Origin of the sequence: Paucibacter aquatile (assembly GCF_002885975.1) — a bacterium.
GTDB lineage: Bacteria > Pseudomonadota > Gammaproteobacteria > Burkholderiales > Burkholderiaceae_C > Paucibacter_A > Paucibacter_A aquatilis.
In genome coordinates this window covers 2422412-2437990 of the sequence record NZ_POSP01000003.1, presented here as the reverse complement: position 1 = coordinate 2437990, position 15579 = coordinate 2422412, and the positions used below count along the sequence as shown (strand labels likewise).

At 69.2% G+C, this 15579-nt stretch carries 11 protein-coding genes; 7 read left to right on the top strand and 4 right to left on the bottom strand.

Going from position 1 to position 15579, the window contains the following annotated elements; translation table 11 throughout:
* Nucleotides 1-21: 21 nt before the first annotated feature.
* Nucleotides 22-624 (bottom strand): rhomboid family intramembrane serine protease, encoded by a 603-nt coding sequence (locus C1O66_RS13660; protein ID WP_102768383.1) that lies wholly within the window; start codon nt 622-624, stop codon nt 22-24.
* A gap of 2 nt (nt 625-626) precedes the next feature.
* Nucleotides 627-3395: a bifunctional [glutamate--ammonia ligase]-adenylyl-L-tyrosine phosphorylase/[glutamate--ammonia-ligase] adenylyltransferase gene (gene glnE / locus C1O66_RS13655; protein ID WP_102768382.1), complete on the bottom strand. Its 2769-nt coding sequence runs from the start codon at nt 3393-3395 to the stop codon at nt 627-629.
* A gap of 265 nt (nt 3396-3660) precedes the next feature.
* Between glnE and C1O66_RS13650 the strand changes: the two genes are divergently transcribed.
* The 3 genes from C1O66_RS13650 to C1O66_RS13640 all read left to right on the top strand — a co-directional run bounded on the left by C1O66_RS13650 (nt 3661) and on the right by C1O66_RS13640 (nt 9969).
* On the top strand, nt 3661-7860 hold the full coding sequence (locus C1O66_RS13650) for a YhdP family protein (protein WP_102768381.1): 4200 nt from the start codon (nt 3661-3663) through the stop codon (nt 7858-7860).
* Nucleotides 7861-8514: 654 nt separating this feature from the next.
* The gene (locus C1O66_RS13645) at nt 8515-9333 is read left to right on the top strand and encodes a carbon-nitrogen hydrolase family protein (RefSeq protein ID WP_102768380.1); all 819 of its coding nucleotides are present in this window, start codon (nt 8515-8517) and stop codon (nt 9331-9333) included.
* Between the two features lie 45 nt (nt 9334-9378).
* Complete coding sequence (locus C1O66_RS13640) at nt 9379-9969, top strand: hypothetical protein (protein ID WP_102768379.1); 591 nt, start codon at nt 9379-9381, stop codon at nt 9967-9969.
* 50 nt (nt 9970-10019) lie between these two features.
* Here the strand turns inward: C1O66_RS13640 and C1O66_RS13635 are convergent, their stop codons facing one another.
* Nucleotides 10020-11240 (bottom strand): M24 family metallopeptidase, encoded by a 1221-nt coding sequence (locus tag C1O66_RS13635; RefSeq protein ID WP_102768378.1) that lies wholly within the window; start codon nt 11238-11240, stop codon nt 10020-10022.
* A 149-nt stretch (nt 11241-11389) separates the two neighbouring features.
* Between C1O66_RS13635 and C1O66_RS13630 the strand changes: the two genes are divergently transcribed.
* A complete protein-coding gene (locus C1O66_RS13630) occupies nt 11390-11968 on the top strand; it encodes an NnrU family protein (RefSeq protein ID WP_102768377.1) in 579 nt (192 codons plus the stop codon).
* Between the two features lie 27 nt (nt 11969-11995).
* Here C1O66_RS13630 and C1O66_RS13625 read toward each other — a convergent pair whose 3' ends face one another.
* Nucleotides 11996-12733, bottom strand: a complete 738-nt coding sequence (locus C1O66_RS13625) for a hypothetical protein (protein WP_102768376.1) — start codon at nt 12731-12733, stop codon at nt 11996-11998.
* A 144-nt stretch (nt 12734-12877) separates the two neighbouring features.
* Between C1O66_RS13625 and C1O66_RS13620 the strand changes: the two genes are divergently transcribed.
* The 3 genes from C1O66_RS13620 to C1O66_RS13610 all read left to right on the top strand — a co-directional run bounded on the left by C1O66_RS13620 (nt 12878) and on the right by C1O66_RS13610 (nt 15569).
* On the top strand, nt 12878-13720 hold the full coding sequence (locus C1O66_RS13620; RefSeq protein ID WP_133155215.1) for a hypothetical protein: 843 nt from the start codon (nt 12878-12880) through the stop codon (nt 13718-13720).
* A gap of 224 nt (nt 13721-13944) precedes the next feature.
* Complete coding sequence (locus C1O66_RS24420) at nt 13945-14607, top strand: cold shock domain-containing protein (RefSeq protein WP_102768374.1); 663 nt, start codon at nt 13945-13947, stop codon at nt 14605-14607.
* Between the two features lie 74 nt (nt 14608-14681).
* Nucleotides 14682-15569, top strand: a complete 888-nt coding sequence (locus C1O66_RS13610; RefSeq protein ID WP_102768373.1) for a DMT family transporter — start codon at nt 14682-14684, stop codon at nt 15567-15569.
* The last annotated feature ends 10 nt before the right edge of the window (nt 15570-15579 follow it).

Here is a 15579-nt window from a genome sequence, read left to right as displayed (position 1 = left end):
GCGAGGTATTGCTTCACCCGTTCACTTGTTCACCTGTTCACCCCGACTCCGCCACCCAGCCACCAGCCCACACAAGCCGCCCGCCACCGCCCCGCTGAAATGCGAAAACGGCACCACGGCGATGTCCCAGCCGGCCACCTCGCGCATGGCCGGGCCGGTCCAGGCTTGTTCGAGCCAGAGCTTGGCAATCAGGCCGGCGGCGATGGCCAGGCCGATGTGGCGATCACGGCCGGGGCGTTGCAGCAAGGCGACGGTGGCCACGGCCACGCCGGCGTGCAGCACGCCCGAGAGGCCGCCGAAATGAAGCAAGGGGCCGGCCGAGGTGGGCAGTAGCAGCAGCCCCCACTGGGTCAGCGGCCAGGCGGCGAACCATGCCAGGGCCCAGCTCGGCCCGAGGCGGGCATTCAGGCCCAGGGCGCCGAGCACGGCACAGCCGGCCAGATTGGCGCCCAGGTGCATCAGGCTCCAGTGCACCCAGGCCGCGCTCCAGGCGCGCCAGGGCTCGCTCGCGGCCAGGCTGGGCTGCCAGTCGAGCGCGGCGCTGGGCAGGGCGCCGGCCAGCAGGCCGCCGGCCGCCAGCAGGGCGCACAGGCCCAGCCAGGCGCGGGCCTGTGCGAACGCCAAGTTCAAGCGGCCTCGAAGACGGCGCGCCAGAGCGCCAGGATGGCATCCCGTTGGGCGCGCAGCCCCAGCTCGTCCAGACGCGCCTCGTCAAAGGTGGTGGCCTGCTCGTCCAGGCGGGCGCGGTGCTGGGCGCGGCGCAGCTCTCGGTAGGCATCGGCCGCGGCGCGGCCCACGCCGGCCGGCAGCAATCCGGCCGCTTCGGCCCGCTGCAGCAGGGCGATGACGCCGAGGTTGGGGATCAGTTCGGGGTGAGCGCCCGAATGGGCCAGCACCAGGTATTGCAGCGCGAATTCGGCATCCATCATGCCGCCGGCGCTGTGCTTGAGGTCGTACCAGCCGGCGCGCACCGGCTTGGCCGCGCGCACCTTTTCGCGCATGGCCTTCACTTCCTCACGCAGGGCGGCATGGTCGCGCGGCGCGGTCAGCACATGGCTGCGCACCGCTTCGAAGCGGGCCGCCAGGCTGGCGTCACCGGCGCAGAAGCGGGCGCGGGTGATGGCCTGGTGTTCCCAGGTCCAGGCGGTGTTGCTGCCGCGGCCGGTCTGGTATTTCTCGAACGAGGCCAGCGAGGTCACCAGCATGCCCGAGTTGCCATTGGGCCGCAGGGCGGTGTCGATGTCGAAGAGCTCGCCGGCGGCGGTGCGCACCGTCAGCCAGGTGATGAGCTTGCGCACAAAGGCGCCATAGACCTCGGGCACCAGGTCTTTGTCGGCCTCGTCTTCGTCGTCGAACAGGAAGACCACGTCCAGGTCGCCGCCATAGCCCAGCTCCTTGCCGCCGAGCTTGCCGTAGGCGATGACGGCGAAGCGGGGCTGGGGCCGGTGCGCCTGCTTGAGGCGGGCCCAGGTCCAGGCTATCGTGCACTGCAGCACGGCGTCGGCCAGGGCCGAGAGTTCGTCGGCGGCCTGCTCGACCGTGATCTGGCCTTCAATGTCACGCACCAGGGTGCGGAAGACCTCGGCATGGTGGGCGCGGCGCAAGGTGTCGAGCAGGGCTTCTTCGTGGGCCTCGCCGCTGCGCTCCCAGGCCTCGTGGCGGGCCTGCAGATCGCTGAGGAAGCCGGGGCCGTCGAAGCGTTCGCTGAGCAGGCGGTTGTCGGCCAGCTCGTCGATCACGCCCGGGTGCTGCATCAGATAGCGCATGGGCCAGCGCGCCAGGCCCAGCAGGCGCAGCAGCCGGGTCTGCACGGAGGGGCGCTCGACCAGCAGGGCCAAATAGCTCTCGCGCCGCAGCAGCGGCTCCATCCAATCGACAAAGCGCAGGGCGGCATCCAGGCTGCAGCCCTCGTCGCGCACCGCCATGGCGGCGCGGCCGACCAGCTTGGCCAGGCGCAGGCGCGAGTCTTCGCGCAGGTTCTGCACCCGCGGTTGGCTGGCCCAGCGGCGCACGGCCGTGGCCAGCTCGGGCTGCAGCTTGGCCAGGAATTCCTCGGCGTCGACCGGCAGGGCCGGGCCGTTGCAGCTGCGGCAGCCCTTGGGGCCGCTGGAGGGGCTGGGCGCCTGGCTGTCGTGCAACAGGGCGTCGAATTCGTTGGCGACGGTCTCGCGCACCTCGCACAGCTGTTCCAAGAGTTCGCATCCTTCGGGCCTGCACACCATGCCCAGGCTGTGGGCGATCCAAAGCAGGTCTTCGTCGGCCGAGGGGAGGCAATGGGTTTGCTGGTCGTCCAGGAACTGGATGCGGTGTTCGACCCGGCGCAGGAACTCGTAGCACTCGCTGAGCTTCTCGGCCGTGTCCGGCTTCATCAGGCCCAGGCTGGCCAGCCGGCTCAAGGCCTTGACGGTGGAGCGGGTGCGGATCTCGGGGAAATGCCCGCCGCGCACCACCTGCAGCAGCTGGACGATGAACTCGATCTCGCGAATGCCGCCGCGCGAGAGCTTCACATCGTTGGCCCGCTCGGGCCGGCCCACGGCGCGGCGCTGCGCCTCGTCGCGGATCTTGCGGTGCAGTTGCCGCAAGCCTTCGAACACGCCGTAATCGAGATAGCGGCGGTAGACAAATGGCGTCACCAGCGAGCGCAGGGCCAGGGCGCGGCCGTTCTGCACCGATTCCAGCGGCGCCACGACGCGGCTCTTCAGCCAGGCAAAGCGTTCCCACTCGCGCCCTTGCACCAGGAAATACTCTTCCAGCATGGCCATGCTGACGGCGGCCGGGCCCGAGTTGCCATTGGGCCGCAGGGCCAGGTCGACGCGGAAGACCTGGCCGTCGTCCGTCACCTCGCCGATCAGGGCGTAGAGCTTCTTGGCCACGCCGGCAAAGTACTCGTGGGCCGAGACCGGGCGCGGGCCGTCGGTCTGGCCTTCGTCTTCGTAGACGTAGATCAGGTCGATGTCGGAGGAGACATTGAGCTCGCGGGCGCCCAGCTTGCCCATGCCCAGCACCCAGAAATCGATCACCTCGCCGGCTTCGTTGCGCGGCGCGCCGGCCACCAGGTCCTGCTCAGCACGGGCGGCGGCCAGGGCCAGGCAGAGGCTGACCTCGGCCAGGTGGGTCATGGCCTCGGTGATCTCGTGCATGGCCGCGCCTTGCTCGATATCGAACACCGCCAGGCGCTCCAGCACCAGATGGCGCGCCACCCGCAGGGCGCTGGCCAGGCTGCGGCCCTGGGCCTGCAGCGCCTCGACCAGGGTCTGCATGGCTGCGCGCGAGGGCAGGCCGGCGGGCAGCAGGGGCAGCTCTTTCTCGTAACGGCGCCGCACGCGTTGCACAAAGCGGCTGTGTTCGGCGCGGGCGGAAGGCGCTGCCACCAGGTCGGTTTGAGGCTCGGTCATGGGCGGGGACGGCAGAAAGGAGCGAAAGAGTGCTGTGCTAGATTCGGCGGAGCCAGGGCAGGCGTTCCGCAGGCGAGAAGGGCTGAAGTATGCAGAAACTTCAAAGCCCGCGGAAAGCAAGCGCTTAAAGTCATGCCAGCGCGAGCGGGCGCCCTGCTGGGGCTTGCTGCGTGCGGGCTGTTTGAGCCTTGCTTTCTGCTGTGTTTTTTGCTGACCGCCACGTTCAACGCTTTGCCGTACCGCTGAGCCGCCATTCATCTTCTTCATGCCCGAGCTCAGCCGAGACCCCGCTGTCACCCTCAGCCCCGCCTCAGGCCCCTCCGGCTTGATCGGCTGGCGTCGCCCTTTGCGCTGGCTGCGTGTGGGCGGGCGCTGGTTGCTGGGCTTGCTGCTGCTGGCCTGGGGCCTGGTCTTGCTGGCCTGGCTGGCCTTGCACTGGCTGGTGCTGCCGCGCATCGACGACTGGCGCCCGCAGCTGGAGCAGCGCGCCTCGTCCGCCCTGGGCGTGCCGCTGCGCATCGGCAGCATCACCGTCACCTCGGGCGGCTGGGTGCCGGCCCTGGAGCTGCGCGATGTGCGCCTGCTCGACCCGCAAGGCCGCGAGGCCCTGCGCCTGCCGCGTGTGGCTGCGGCCCTGTCGGCCCGCTCGGTGCTGGCCTGGCAACTGCGCTTCGAGCAGCTGCTGATCGATGCGCCGCAGTTGGAGATCCGCCGCGACCGCCAGGGGCATATCTTTGTCGCCGGCCTCAACGTCGATGCCGCGCCCCAGGTGCAGACGGCCGATATGGCCGAGGCCTGGGCCGACTGGCTGCTGAGCCAGCATGAGTTCGTCATCCTCCAGGGCCGCATCCGCTGGGTGGACGAGCGCCGCGCCGCGCCGCCGCTGGAGCTGTCCGATCTGAACCTGGTCATGCGCAATGGCTTGCGCGAGCATGGCTTCCGCCTCGATGCCAGCCCGCCGCCCGAGTGGGGCCAGCGCTTCAGCCTGCAGGGCCAGTTCCGCCAGCAGCTGCTCAAGCGCCCCTCCGAGCTGCGCAGCTGGAGCGGCCAGCTCTATGCAGACCTGCCGCGCGCCGACCTGCACCAGCTGCGCCGCCATGTGGACCTGCCCTTCGAGCTCAGCGAGGGCGACGGCGCCCTGCGTGCCTGGCTGGATTACAAAAAAGGCGAGTCCCAGGGCGTGACCGTGGACCTGGGCCTGCGCTCGGTCAAGCTGCGCCTGGACCCGCAGGCTGAACCCCTGGTCCTGGCCCGCATCGAAGGCCGGCTGCAGCTGCTCAACGAGCCGCTGCAGCTCTCGCTGCAGGCCAAGCAGCTGGGCTTTGTCAGCGGCGATGGCACAGTGTGGCCGCGCTCGGACTGGGGCTTGCGCCTGCGCCTGGCCAAGGCGGCGGGCGCAAGCTCGACCGTCGCTGCAGGCGCTTCAGCCGCCGGGCTGCCGCCGCTGCTGGGTGGTGATCTGCAGGTGCAGCGCCTGGACATGGCCTTGCTGGCCCAGCTGCTGCAACGCCTGCCGGTCGGTGAGGCCGCGCGCGCGCGCCTGGCCGATCTGGCGCCCCAAGGGGTGCTGAGCGACCTGAACGCGCGCTGGGACGGCCCGCTGGAGGCGCCGCGCAGCTACCAGATCAAGGCCCAGCTCGACGGCTTGCGCATGGCGGCGCGGCCTGCGCTGCCACCGGCCGATCCGGCCTCGCATGCTGCCGTGGGCCGGCCCGGCTTCGACGGCCTGCGCCTGCAGCTGGAGGCCAGCGAGCGTGGCGGCCAGGCCAAGCTCAGCCTGGCCGAGGGCGGGCGGCTGGATGTCCCCGGGGTGTTCCAGAACCCCTTGCCGCCCTTCAAGCACTTGAGTGCCCGGCTCGATTGGCGCCTGGACCCGGCCGCCAAGCCCGGCCACCGCCTGGAGCTGCGCGTCAAGGACTTGCAACTGGCCAATGCCGATCTGCGCGGCGAGTTCGACGCCGTCTGGCGCGCCGGCTCAGACACCCAGCCTTTCGGCTGGATGGATCTGAACGGCAAGATCGAGCGCATCGACGCGCGCCGGGTGGTGGCCTACCTGCCCCTGGCTGTGGGCGAGCATGCGCTGCGCTATGTGCGCGAAGCCATCCGCGGCGGCGAGGCGCGCGCCATCAATTTCAAAGTGCGCGGCCCGCTGCACGAGTTTCCCTTCGAGAGCAGCGAACGCGTGGGGCAGTTCCGCATCAGCACGCAGGCGCGTGACATCGATCTGGCCTACGTGCCGGCCGAGCCGGGCCAGGCCCTGAACTGGCCGGCGCTCGAGCGCGTCAATGCCGAGCTGGTGTTCGAGCGCGGCAGCATGGCGATCCGCCGCGGCCAGGCGCGGGTGTTCGGCTACGAGCTGAATGGCATCAGCGGCGGGATCAAAAGCCTCTTGCACGACCAGGTGTTGGACATCGATGGCAGCGGCAGCGGCCCGGCCCAGGAGCTGCTGCGTTATGTGCGCAGCTCACCGGTCCATGGCTGGACCAGTGGCATGCTGGCCCAGACCTCGGCCAGCGGCCCGGCCGCCCTCAAGCTGCACCTCAGCCTGCCCCTGCATGACATCGCCCATAGCAAGGTGCGCGGCGCCGTGCAGCTGGGTGGCAACGAGCTGCGCATCCGCCCCGGCGTGCCCGTGCTGGGCATTGCCCGCGGCCGCATCGAGTTCGATCAGGCCAGCGTCCGGATCGTCGGCGCCCAGGCCCGTGTGGCCGGTGGCGATGCCGCCATCGAGGGCGGCAGCCTGCCCGATGGCAGCCTGCGTTTCGTGGCCCAGGGCGTGGCCACGGCCGAAGCCTTGCGCCGCACGCCCGAGTTCAGCGCCCTGGCGCCCTTGGCCCAGGCCGCCAGCGGCCAGGCGGCCTATCGCCTTCAACTGGGCCTCAGCCACGGCCAGCCCGAGTTCCAGCTCAGCAGCAATCTGCAAGGACTGGCCCTGGACCTGCCGGCGCCGCTGCGCAAGGAGGCCGACAGCATCCTGCCCCTGCGCGTGCAGACCGTGCTGGCGCCGCTGGCCGCCGGTGCCAGCCAGTCGGCGCGCGATGAGCTGCGCCTGGAACTGGGCAACACGGTGCTGGCCCATTACCAGCGCGACCTGACGGTGGAACCGGCGCGGGTGCTGCGCGGCGCCCTGAGCGTGCAGGACAATCTGCCGCCGCTGCCGGCCAGCGGCGTGCAGCTGCACGCCAATCTCGACAGCCTCAATCTCGATGCCTGGCGCCAGACCCTGGGCCGTTGGCAGAGCAGTAGCAGCCCGGCTGGCACGGCTGCTGCTGTTGTGACCCCTTCGGCAGAGGCCGAGGGTGCCGAGCTCAGCTATCTGCCCCAGCAGATCGCCCTGCGCGCCAGCAGCCTGCATCTGGCCGGCCGCACCCTGAATCGCCTGGTGCTGGGCGCCAGCCGCCTGCCCGGCGGCGATCTGCGCAGCTGGCGCTTCAGCCTCGATGCCGATCAGCTGAGCGGCTATGTGGAGCATCGCAATGCCGGCAACGGCCTGGTGTTTGCGCGCCTGGGGCGGCTCTCCCTGCCCAAGCAGGAGGTGGAGTCGGTCAGCCAGCTGCTGGCCGGCAAGCCGCAGGCGGACACGAGCAGCAGCGACACCCGCAGCGTGCCCGATCTGGACATCGTGGTCGATGACTTCGAGCTGCGCGACAAGCATCTGGGCCGCCTGGAAGTGCAGGCCCGCGCCACCGGCCCGCAGCGCGACTGGCATCTCAACAAGCTGCAGCTCAAGGCGGCCGACGCCGTGCTCAACGGCACAGGCCGCTGGATCAACGAGCCCGGCCAGGCGCAGCGCCGCAGCGAGCTGGACTGGAAGCTGGAGCTGCTGGACGCGGGCAGCCTGCTCGAGCGCATGGGCCAGGGTCGGGTCTTGCGGGGCGGCCGCGGTGAGCTGACCGGCCAGATCGGCTGGGCCGGTTCGCCGCTTTCGCCTGATTACGCGAGCATGAGCGGCCAGCTGCATGTGGCGCTGGAGTCGGGCCAGTTCCTGACCGTGGAGCCCGGTGTGGGCCGCCTGCTCGGGGTGCTGAGCCTGCAGTCGCTGCCGCGGCGCTTTCTGTTCGATTTCCGCGATGTCTTCTCGGAAGGCTTCACCTTCGACGGCATCCAGGGTGATGTGAAGATCGAGCGCGGCGTGGCCAGCAGCCAGAATCTGCGCACCCGCGGTGTGCAAGCGGCCGTGCTGGTGGAGGGGCGCGCCGACCTGGCCGCCGAGACGCAGAACCTGCGCGTGTTGGTGGTGCCTGAGCTGAACGCGGGCGGCGCCTCGCTGGCCTATGCCGCCGTCAATCCGGCCATCGGCCTGGGCACCTTCCTGGCCCAGCTGCTGCTCAGCCGCCCCTTGGCGGCGGCCAGCACGCGCGAGTTCCACATCACCGGCAGCTGGGTGGACCCCAAGGTGGAGAAGGTGGAGCACAAGGCCGAGGAGGCATCGACACCCGCCAGCGCTGCGGAGCGTCAGCCGTGAGCGGCGGTAAGCGGCGCATTGCGGACCATCGTCGTGCCGATCTGCTCACGCACGCTGCGGTGGCTCGGCCCGCCGCCGGGCTCATGGTTCGCGGGTCGGCTCTGAGAGCCGACTTCCCTCGCTGCTCACTCCGCGGCTCAGCGGCGCCAAACTCCCTCCGTTCGCTGCGCTCACTGTGGTCAAACAGTGGCGCCGAGTCAGTTCTTGAAGCGCGCGAGTACGCGCGCCTGAGCCGCTCCGCTGCGCCCTCGGCCGCGCACAAATCGCCCGTCGGCGGGCCGAGCCACCTCCGGAGGTGGCGTGTTCCACCGTGGAAGAGGCACATCGACCGCGATGCAAGCGCCCTGCAGCCCGTGCCGCTGCCGGGCGAATTGTGCCGGGCCGAGCAGCGCAGCGCCTCGGGGCGCGCATGTACTCGTGCGCTTCAAGTTCTGACTTGGCGCTTCTGTCTGAACGAAGCGAACGCAGGGAGCGGAGTGAGTTATGCGCCAGCCCCGAGGCGCGAGCAGCGCAGGGAAGTCGGCCCGTTAGGGCCGACCCCGGAACCATGAGCCCGGTGGCGGCACGGGCTGCAGGGCCTCACGAGCAAAACCAAAGGCTGCTTCGTGCCGATTGCAGCCGGTTGTTGAATGTCCGTAGAACGAAGGTGAACCGATGAAGATCGCAGCGATTCAGATGGTGTCCGGTCCTGATGTGGCGGCCAATCTCGCGCGGGCGCGCCACTGGTTGGCCGAGGCTGCGGCGCAAGGAGCCCAGCTGGCGTCTTTGCCCGAGTACTTCTGCCTGATGGGCTTGCAGGACCGCGACAAGCTGGCGGTGGCCGAGACCGAAGGCGACCCGAGTGCTCCGATCCAGCGCGCGCTGCGCGAGGCTGCGGCGGAGCTGGGCCTGTGGCTGGTGGGCGGCACCTTGCCGCTGCGCACCTCCGACCCCGAGCGTGTGCGCAATGCCAGCTGTGTCTACGCGCCCGATGGCCGGCTGGCGGCGCGCTACGACAAGATCCATCTATTCCGCTACGACAACGGCCGCGAGGCCTACGACGAGGGGCGGGTGCTGGAGGCCGGCGCGGCGCCGGTCATGCTGCAGGCCGAGGGGCTGAACATCGGCCTGAGCGTCTGCTACGACCTGCGTTTCCCCGAGCTCTACCGGGCGATGAGTTTTCAGCCGGGCCGGCCGCCCTGCGATCTGTTTTGCGTGCCCTCGGCCTTCACCTACACCACGGGCCAGGCGCATTGGGAGCTGCTGCTGCGCGCCCGAGCGGTCGAAAACCAGGCCTATATCGTGGCACCGGCCCAGGGTGGACGGCATGAAAATGGCCGCAGGACCTGGGGCCACACCATGATCGTTGACCCCTGGGGCGAGGTGCTGGGCTGCCTGCCGGAAGGCGAGGGCCTGGTGCTGGCCGAGCTGGATACCGCGCGCCTGGCCGCGGTGCGCAGCCAGTTGCCGGCGCTGCAGCACCGCCGGCTCTGAAGGTCCGGGCTCTGTTTTCATCTCCACTCTGCCGCTTCGCGCCTCATGCCTGCCATGCCCGATCACCCCATGCCGCGCCGCTGTGCCTTGCTGATGCTGCCGCTGGCCCTTGCGGCCGTGGGCTTGAGCGGCTGCGGCACGCCGGCCGATGCGCCCGCCATGCGCCTGAGCCTGGCCGAGAGCCTGCAGCTGCGCAGCTGGGTGCCGCCCGGCTTGCGCGCGCAAGTGCAGCTGATGCCAGTGTCGGGTGGCCAGCCGACCGGGCGATTCTGGGGCGCCAAGATCAGCAATGCCTCGCTGCAAGAGGCTCTGGAAGAATCCCTGCGCGACACCGGCCTGTATGCGCCGCGCCCGGCCGATGCGCGCTACGAGCTGCGCGTGACCCTGATGCTGCTGGACCAACCCATGGTGGCCGTGCTGGACGCCAAGGTGGCGGTGACGCTGAGCTACACCCTGATGGAATCGCGCACCGGCCGCACCATTTACGAGCGCAAGCTGCGCACCCAGCACACGGCCGAGTTCGGCTCCGCCATCCTCGACCCCAACGAGCGCATGCGCATGGCCAGCGAGGGCGCGATCCGCAGCAACGTCAATACCTTGCTGCGCGAACTGCTGGAGCTCAAGTGGCCTGAGTGACCGCCTGAATGATGGCCTGATAGCTGCAGCCGGGCGGCTGCACCGCCTGTTCAGTCCAAGCCGAAGGGATTGTCGATCGAATGCGCCGGCTGGCTGAACCAGCGCGGGCCGGCTTCGGTCATGTAGACATGGTCTTCATGGCGCACGCCGAATTCGCCGGGCACGCAAATCATGGGCTCGTTGCTGAAGCACATGCCGGCGGCCAGTGGGGTGCTGTCGTTGTCGACCAGATAAGGCCATTCGTGGATGTCCAGGCCGCAGCCGTGGCCGGTGCGGTGGGGCAGGCCCGGCAGTTCGTAGCGCGGACCGAGGCCTGCGGCGGCAATGACGCGGCGTGCGGCGCGATCCACCTCGCAGCAGGGCGTGCCAATCTGCGCCGCCGCAAAGGCCGCGGCCTGCGCGGCTTGCTCCAGGTTCCAGATCTCGCGCTGCCGCGCACTCGGCGTGCCGAAGACATAGCTGCGCGTGATGTCGGACATATAGCCCTCGACCAGGCAGCCGGTGTCGATCAGCACCATATCGCCCAGGCGCAGGCGCTGTGCTTCTTTCACCCCATGTGGGAAGGCCGTGGCCGGGCCGAAGAGCACGATGCAGAAGTAGGAGCCGCGCGCGCCGACCGCGCGGTGGCCCTCGGCGATGAAGGCCTCGACCTCCCGGGTGCTGATGCCCTCATGCAGGATGCTGGCGGCGGCCTGCTGCACCGCCAGGGTCATGTCGTGCGCGCGCTGCATCAGGGCCAGCTCGGCGCTCGATTTGCGCATGCGCAGCGGCGCCGTCACCGGCTTGGCATTGACCCAGGCCAGGCCCTCGCGCTGCAGGCCGTCCACCACGAACAGCGGTGTGTCCTCGCTGATGGCCAGGCGGCTGGCGCTGGCACCCAGGCCCAGCTCGGCCAGCACGCGCCGGCACAGCGCGTAGGGGCTCTCGTGCTCTTCCCAGACATGCAGGGCACCGGGCAGCACCATGTATTCGCGCAGCGTGCCTTCTTCAAATGCCGGTGCGATGTACTGCGGCTCGCCTTCCGCCGGAATGATCAGGCCGACCAGGCGTTCGCTCGGGTGCCAGACTGTGCCGCTGAAGTAACGCATATTCGTGCCGGCATGGGCGTAGAGCGCCGACAGGCCTTGCTGCCTCAGCAGCGCTTGTGCCGCGGCCACCCGCTGGCGGTATTCGGCCAGGCCAATCGGGGCGACCGGCGCGCGGTCTTGGAACTGCCGGGCCAGATGGGCCAGGGCCTCGGATGCGGTGCTGCCGCCCACGCCTCGTGTCATGTTCTGTGCTCTCCGTGTGCAGGGGATGGGGCCATGCGGCCGGTTAAATATATTTAAAGAATACCGCATGATGACAGCAGGCTTGCGGCGCATCGCGTACAAAGCGGGCCGAGGCAAGCCAACCATCCAACATCGAGAGGCGGAGATTCATGCTTGAACTGATCCTGGGCCTGGTGATTTTTCTGGGCGTTCATTCGCTGCGCATCGTGGCCGAGGGCTGGCGCAGCGCCCAAATCGCCCGCATGGGCGCGCAGCGCTGGAAGCTGGTCTACACCCTGCTGTCGCTGCTGGGCTTCGGCCTCATCGTCTGGGGCTTTGGCCTGGCCCGGCAGACGCCCGTGGCGCTCTGGGCCGTGCCCAAGGGCATGAACCACCTGGCCGCCTTGCTGACGCTGCTTGCCTTCGTCCTGCTGGTCGCCGCCTACGTGCCGGGCAATGCGATCAAGGCCAAGCTGCGCCACCCGATGATCCTGAGCGTCAAAGTTTGGGCCCTGGCCCATCTGGTGGCCAACAACACGCTGGCCGAGCTGCTGCTGTTCGGCGGCTTTCTGATTTGGGCGGTGCTCTGCTTCCGCGCCGCGCGCCAGCGCGACCGCGCCCAGCCGCCCGCCGCCCTCAACAGCGCGCCCATCGCCACGGCCCTGACCGTGCTGATCGGCGCTGCTGCCTGGGCCGGCTTCGCCTTCTGGGCCCATGCGGCCTGGATCGGCGTGCGCCCCATGGGCTGATGGGCAGGCATCAAGCCGGCGCGTGATTCAAGCGCCGGGCTCGGGCTGCGAAGGTGCAAGCAGCAGCGCCTTGGCGGCTTCGATGCGCAGCGCCATCGCGACGGTTTCGTCATTCATCACGCGCCGCAGAAAGCGGCGTGGCTCGCAGTCCGGGAATGCAGGGGCCGCATGGGGCCGGGGCGCCGCCGGGGCCGTGCTGGCTGAGGGTGGGGTGGGCGCGCGGCCGATGGCGTGATCCAGGGATGCGAGCGCGGCGCGCAGCTGCGTGGCTGGGATGCAGCTCAGGCGGCAGAGCACCTCGGCTTGGGCCTCGGGGCCGGGCTCGGTGTCCAGCCAAGGCTCTTCGCTGAAGACCGGGGCCAGATCGGGGGCGACAAAGGCGGACCACTGGCCGGGCGCTGCCCGCTGCGGCGGCAGGCTGGGTGCACTTGCCTGCGAGCTCGAAGTCCACCGCAGCAGCCGTGTCGCCGGCCGGAGCTCGGCCAGGTAGGCGCGCACCAGGGCCTGGAGCAAGGCGTCGGCTTCTGCCGCCAGGCCGTCCTCGGTCAGCGCAAACCAGAGCTGGAATCCGTCGCGGCCGTTGACGGCGATGGCCGGCGCTGGCAGACCCAGATCGCTTTGCACGCCGCGCCAGAGGGCACCCAAGGCGGTCCAGTCGGCGGGGCGGGCCAGTTCCAGCACGGCCGCGCGCGCCGGTGCAGCCACGGCGGGGCCGTGGCTGCCGTAGAGGCGTTGCAACTCCTGTTGCAGTCGGTTGTCGTTCATGGGGCGCTATTTTGCGGGGTTCAGTGGCCCACCGCATACCGGCCATCGTGAGCCCTTTGGATCAAGTCTCAATCATGGGATGGTCGATCCACTGCGCGATCCCGACACTGCGCCGGTCTTGGCTTTGGGGGGTGAACGATGGGCATGACCGCAACGATTGAATCCACGGATTTCGAGTCCGCAGTTCTGAATCCGGACTTGCAACTGCGCTGCTTGAGCGAGGCGGCGCTCAAGCATCTGGTGCAGGAGCTGAATACCCGGGCCTGGAGTGAGCACAAGCTCGATCTCAAGGCCTTGCAGCGCCAGGCCGACGAGATCGGTTCCGTGCTCGGTCAGGAACCAACGCCGGCCGAAGGCAGCACCGCGCAGGCTCAGGCGGCCCAGATCCAGGCTTTGTGCAAGCAGGCGGTGGCCGAAGACGTGGCGTATTCCGAGCTTGTGCTGGGGCACAACCCCACCTTGTTCCCACCGTTCTTCGATGGTGGGCGGCAGGGTGCCGCCGGAGGATTCTTCGGCATCGCGCGCAATGAGAAGTTTCCGAATCTGGGCCGCGTGGGGATCAGCGTGGCGGCCTACAACCCCGGCGGTCATGTGGAGCACAGCTCCTTTGTCAGTGCCTTGACCGTGGCCCCGTCAAGCCGCACGGTCAGCTTCCGGGCCACGGCCGGGGTCAGCGGTGCCTTGACCGCCTTCGGCCTGCTGGGCTATGGCCGAGCCAGTGCGCAGGTGCTCGGTCGGCTGTCGATCTTCGACATGGCCACCCAGTCCTTTCGCAGCGTGGAGGCGCGCAGCAGCATTGGCGAGATCTCATTTGGGCGCCTGGAGTTTCGCGGTCATCAGTTCACGGCCAGAGGCAGCGCCGTGGTCCGCGCAGGGGAGATTCTGCTGCTCTCTGGTGGCCTGCGCGTCACGGCCGGTTGTGGCGGGTTGGGATGCGGTGCGGTGTCCAATCTGCGGCTGCAGTTTGACAGCATGGCGGTGGATTGAGCCGCTGTCGGTTTGGCGCCCCACCGCCTGGCCGGGAAAACCCGTGGGCAACTGGGTTCATGCTGGGACAGGGCGCTGCTATGCTCAGCGCTAACGCCGCAGCACAGCGGCCCGAACGTGATCGCAGCGGCCCTCTGCCAACTCGCAAACATGCGTGAATGAGGCCAGGCTCGATCTGATTTGCAAGCTTGAGCGCCAACCGGTGCTGACAGAGGCAGCGCACCATGTCCAGCGGCATTCTCAGAACCTGGAACGACGAACGTGGCTTTGGCTTCATCGCGCCCACTCAGGGTGGGCGCGAGTTGTTTGTGCATATCAGCGCCTTTGCGCAGGATGGCAGCCGGCCCACCGTGGGCGAGACCCTGCACTTTGATCTCGGCACTGGCAAGGATGGCAAGCCGCAAGCGCTGCATGTCAGGCGCCTGGCTTTGGCTGTGGGCACAGGCCGAGACAGGGAACTCGAGGCGCCGTTGCCGGGCGAAGCCGCGCAGCGGCTTGAGCGCAAGGCGGCGGTGGGTCGGCATGCTGGACTTGGCGCTGCTCTCGCCTCGCCGCCTGCGCTCAGCGGCAGTTCGACCTTCTGGCGCGCCCTGGTCTTTGTCGTTTTGATGGCTTCGCTCGGAGCCTACGGCTACAAGCACTACCGCCAGAGCCTGAGCGAACTGCAACGCATCAGTGCCGCTCCGCCCGGCGCAGGGCAAAACACAGAGCCGGCTCCAGCGCTCGCGCCTTCTTCCGAGTCCTTTCGCTGCGACGGCCGCACGCATTGCAGCCAGATGCGTTCTTGCGCGGAGGCGAGCTACTTCCTGCGTCACTGCCCCGGGGTGCAGATGGACGGCGACCAGGATGGTGTGGCCTGCGAGGAACAGCACTGCGGCAAGGGCTGAGGCAAGGGCTGCGGCGGCCGTCTGAATACCCGCTCGGTTGCGGTCTCGCTCGGGCCTGGCGGCGATACTGCCGCATGCCTGATGCCGCCCGCCTCGTTCCTCCGCAGTTCTATCCCTGTTTGTTTGTGGCCCTGTGGAGCACCGGCTTCATCGGCGCCAAGTACGGGCTGCCCGATGCGCAGCCGCTGACCTTCTTGAGCCTGCGCTATGCCCTGGTGCTGCTCTTGATGGGCGCCGTGGTGCTGTGGACGCGAGCGCCCTGGCCGGCGCGGGGCAGCCGGGCCTGGGTGCACATCGCGGTTTCGGGCCTGCTGGTGCATGGGGTCTATCTGGGCGGGGTGTTCACGGCGATTGCCCAGGGCTTGCCGGCCGGCATCACGGCCTTGCTGGTGGGACTGCAGCCGCTGCTGACGGCGCTGGGCGCCGGCTTGTTCCTGGGTGAACGGGTGCGGCCAGCGCAATGGCTGGGCCTGGCGCTGGGCCTGATCGGTGTCGGCCTGGTGCTGGCCCACAAGCTGGGCTCTGGGCTGGCCACGCCGGCCTTGCAAGCCATGCTGCTGCCAGCGTTTGTCGCCCTGCTGGGCATCACCGCGGGCACGCTGTATCAAAAGCGTTTTTGCCCGGCGTTTGATCTGCGCACCGGCTCCCTGATTCAGTTTCTGCCCTGCCTGCTTCTGACCGCCTTGGCGGCCTGGGCTGGGGGGGAGAGCCTGGAAGTGCGCTGGAGCGGCTCGTTTGTGTTTGCCCTGGCCTGGCTGGTGTTGGTGCTGTCGCTGGGGGCGGTCAGCTTGCTCCACATGCTGATTCGCCAGGGCAGCGCCGTCCATGTGGCCAGCCTGTTCTACCTGGTGCCGCCGACCACGGCGTTGTTCGCCTGGGCCTTGTTTGGCGAGACCCTGCACGGCCTGGCCCTGGCCGGCATGGTGGTGGCGGTCACCGGGGTGTGGCTGGCGCGGCGCTGAACTGAGCGGC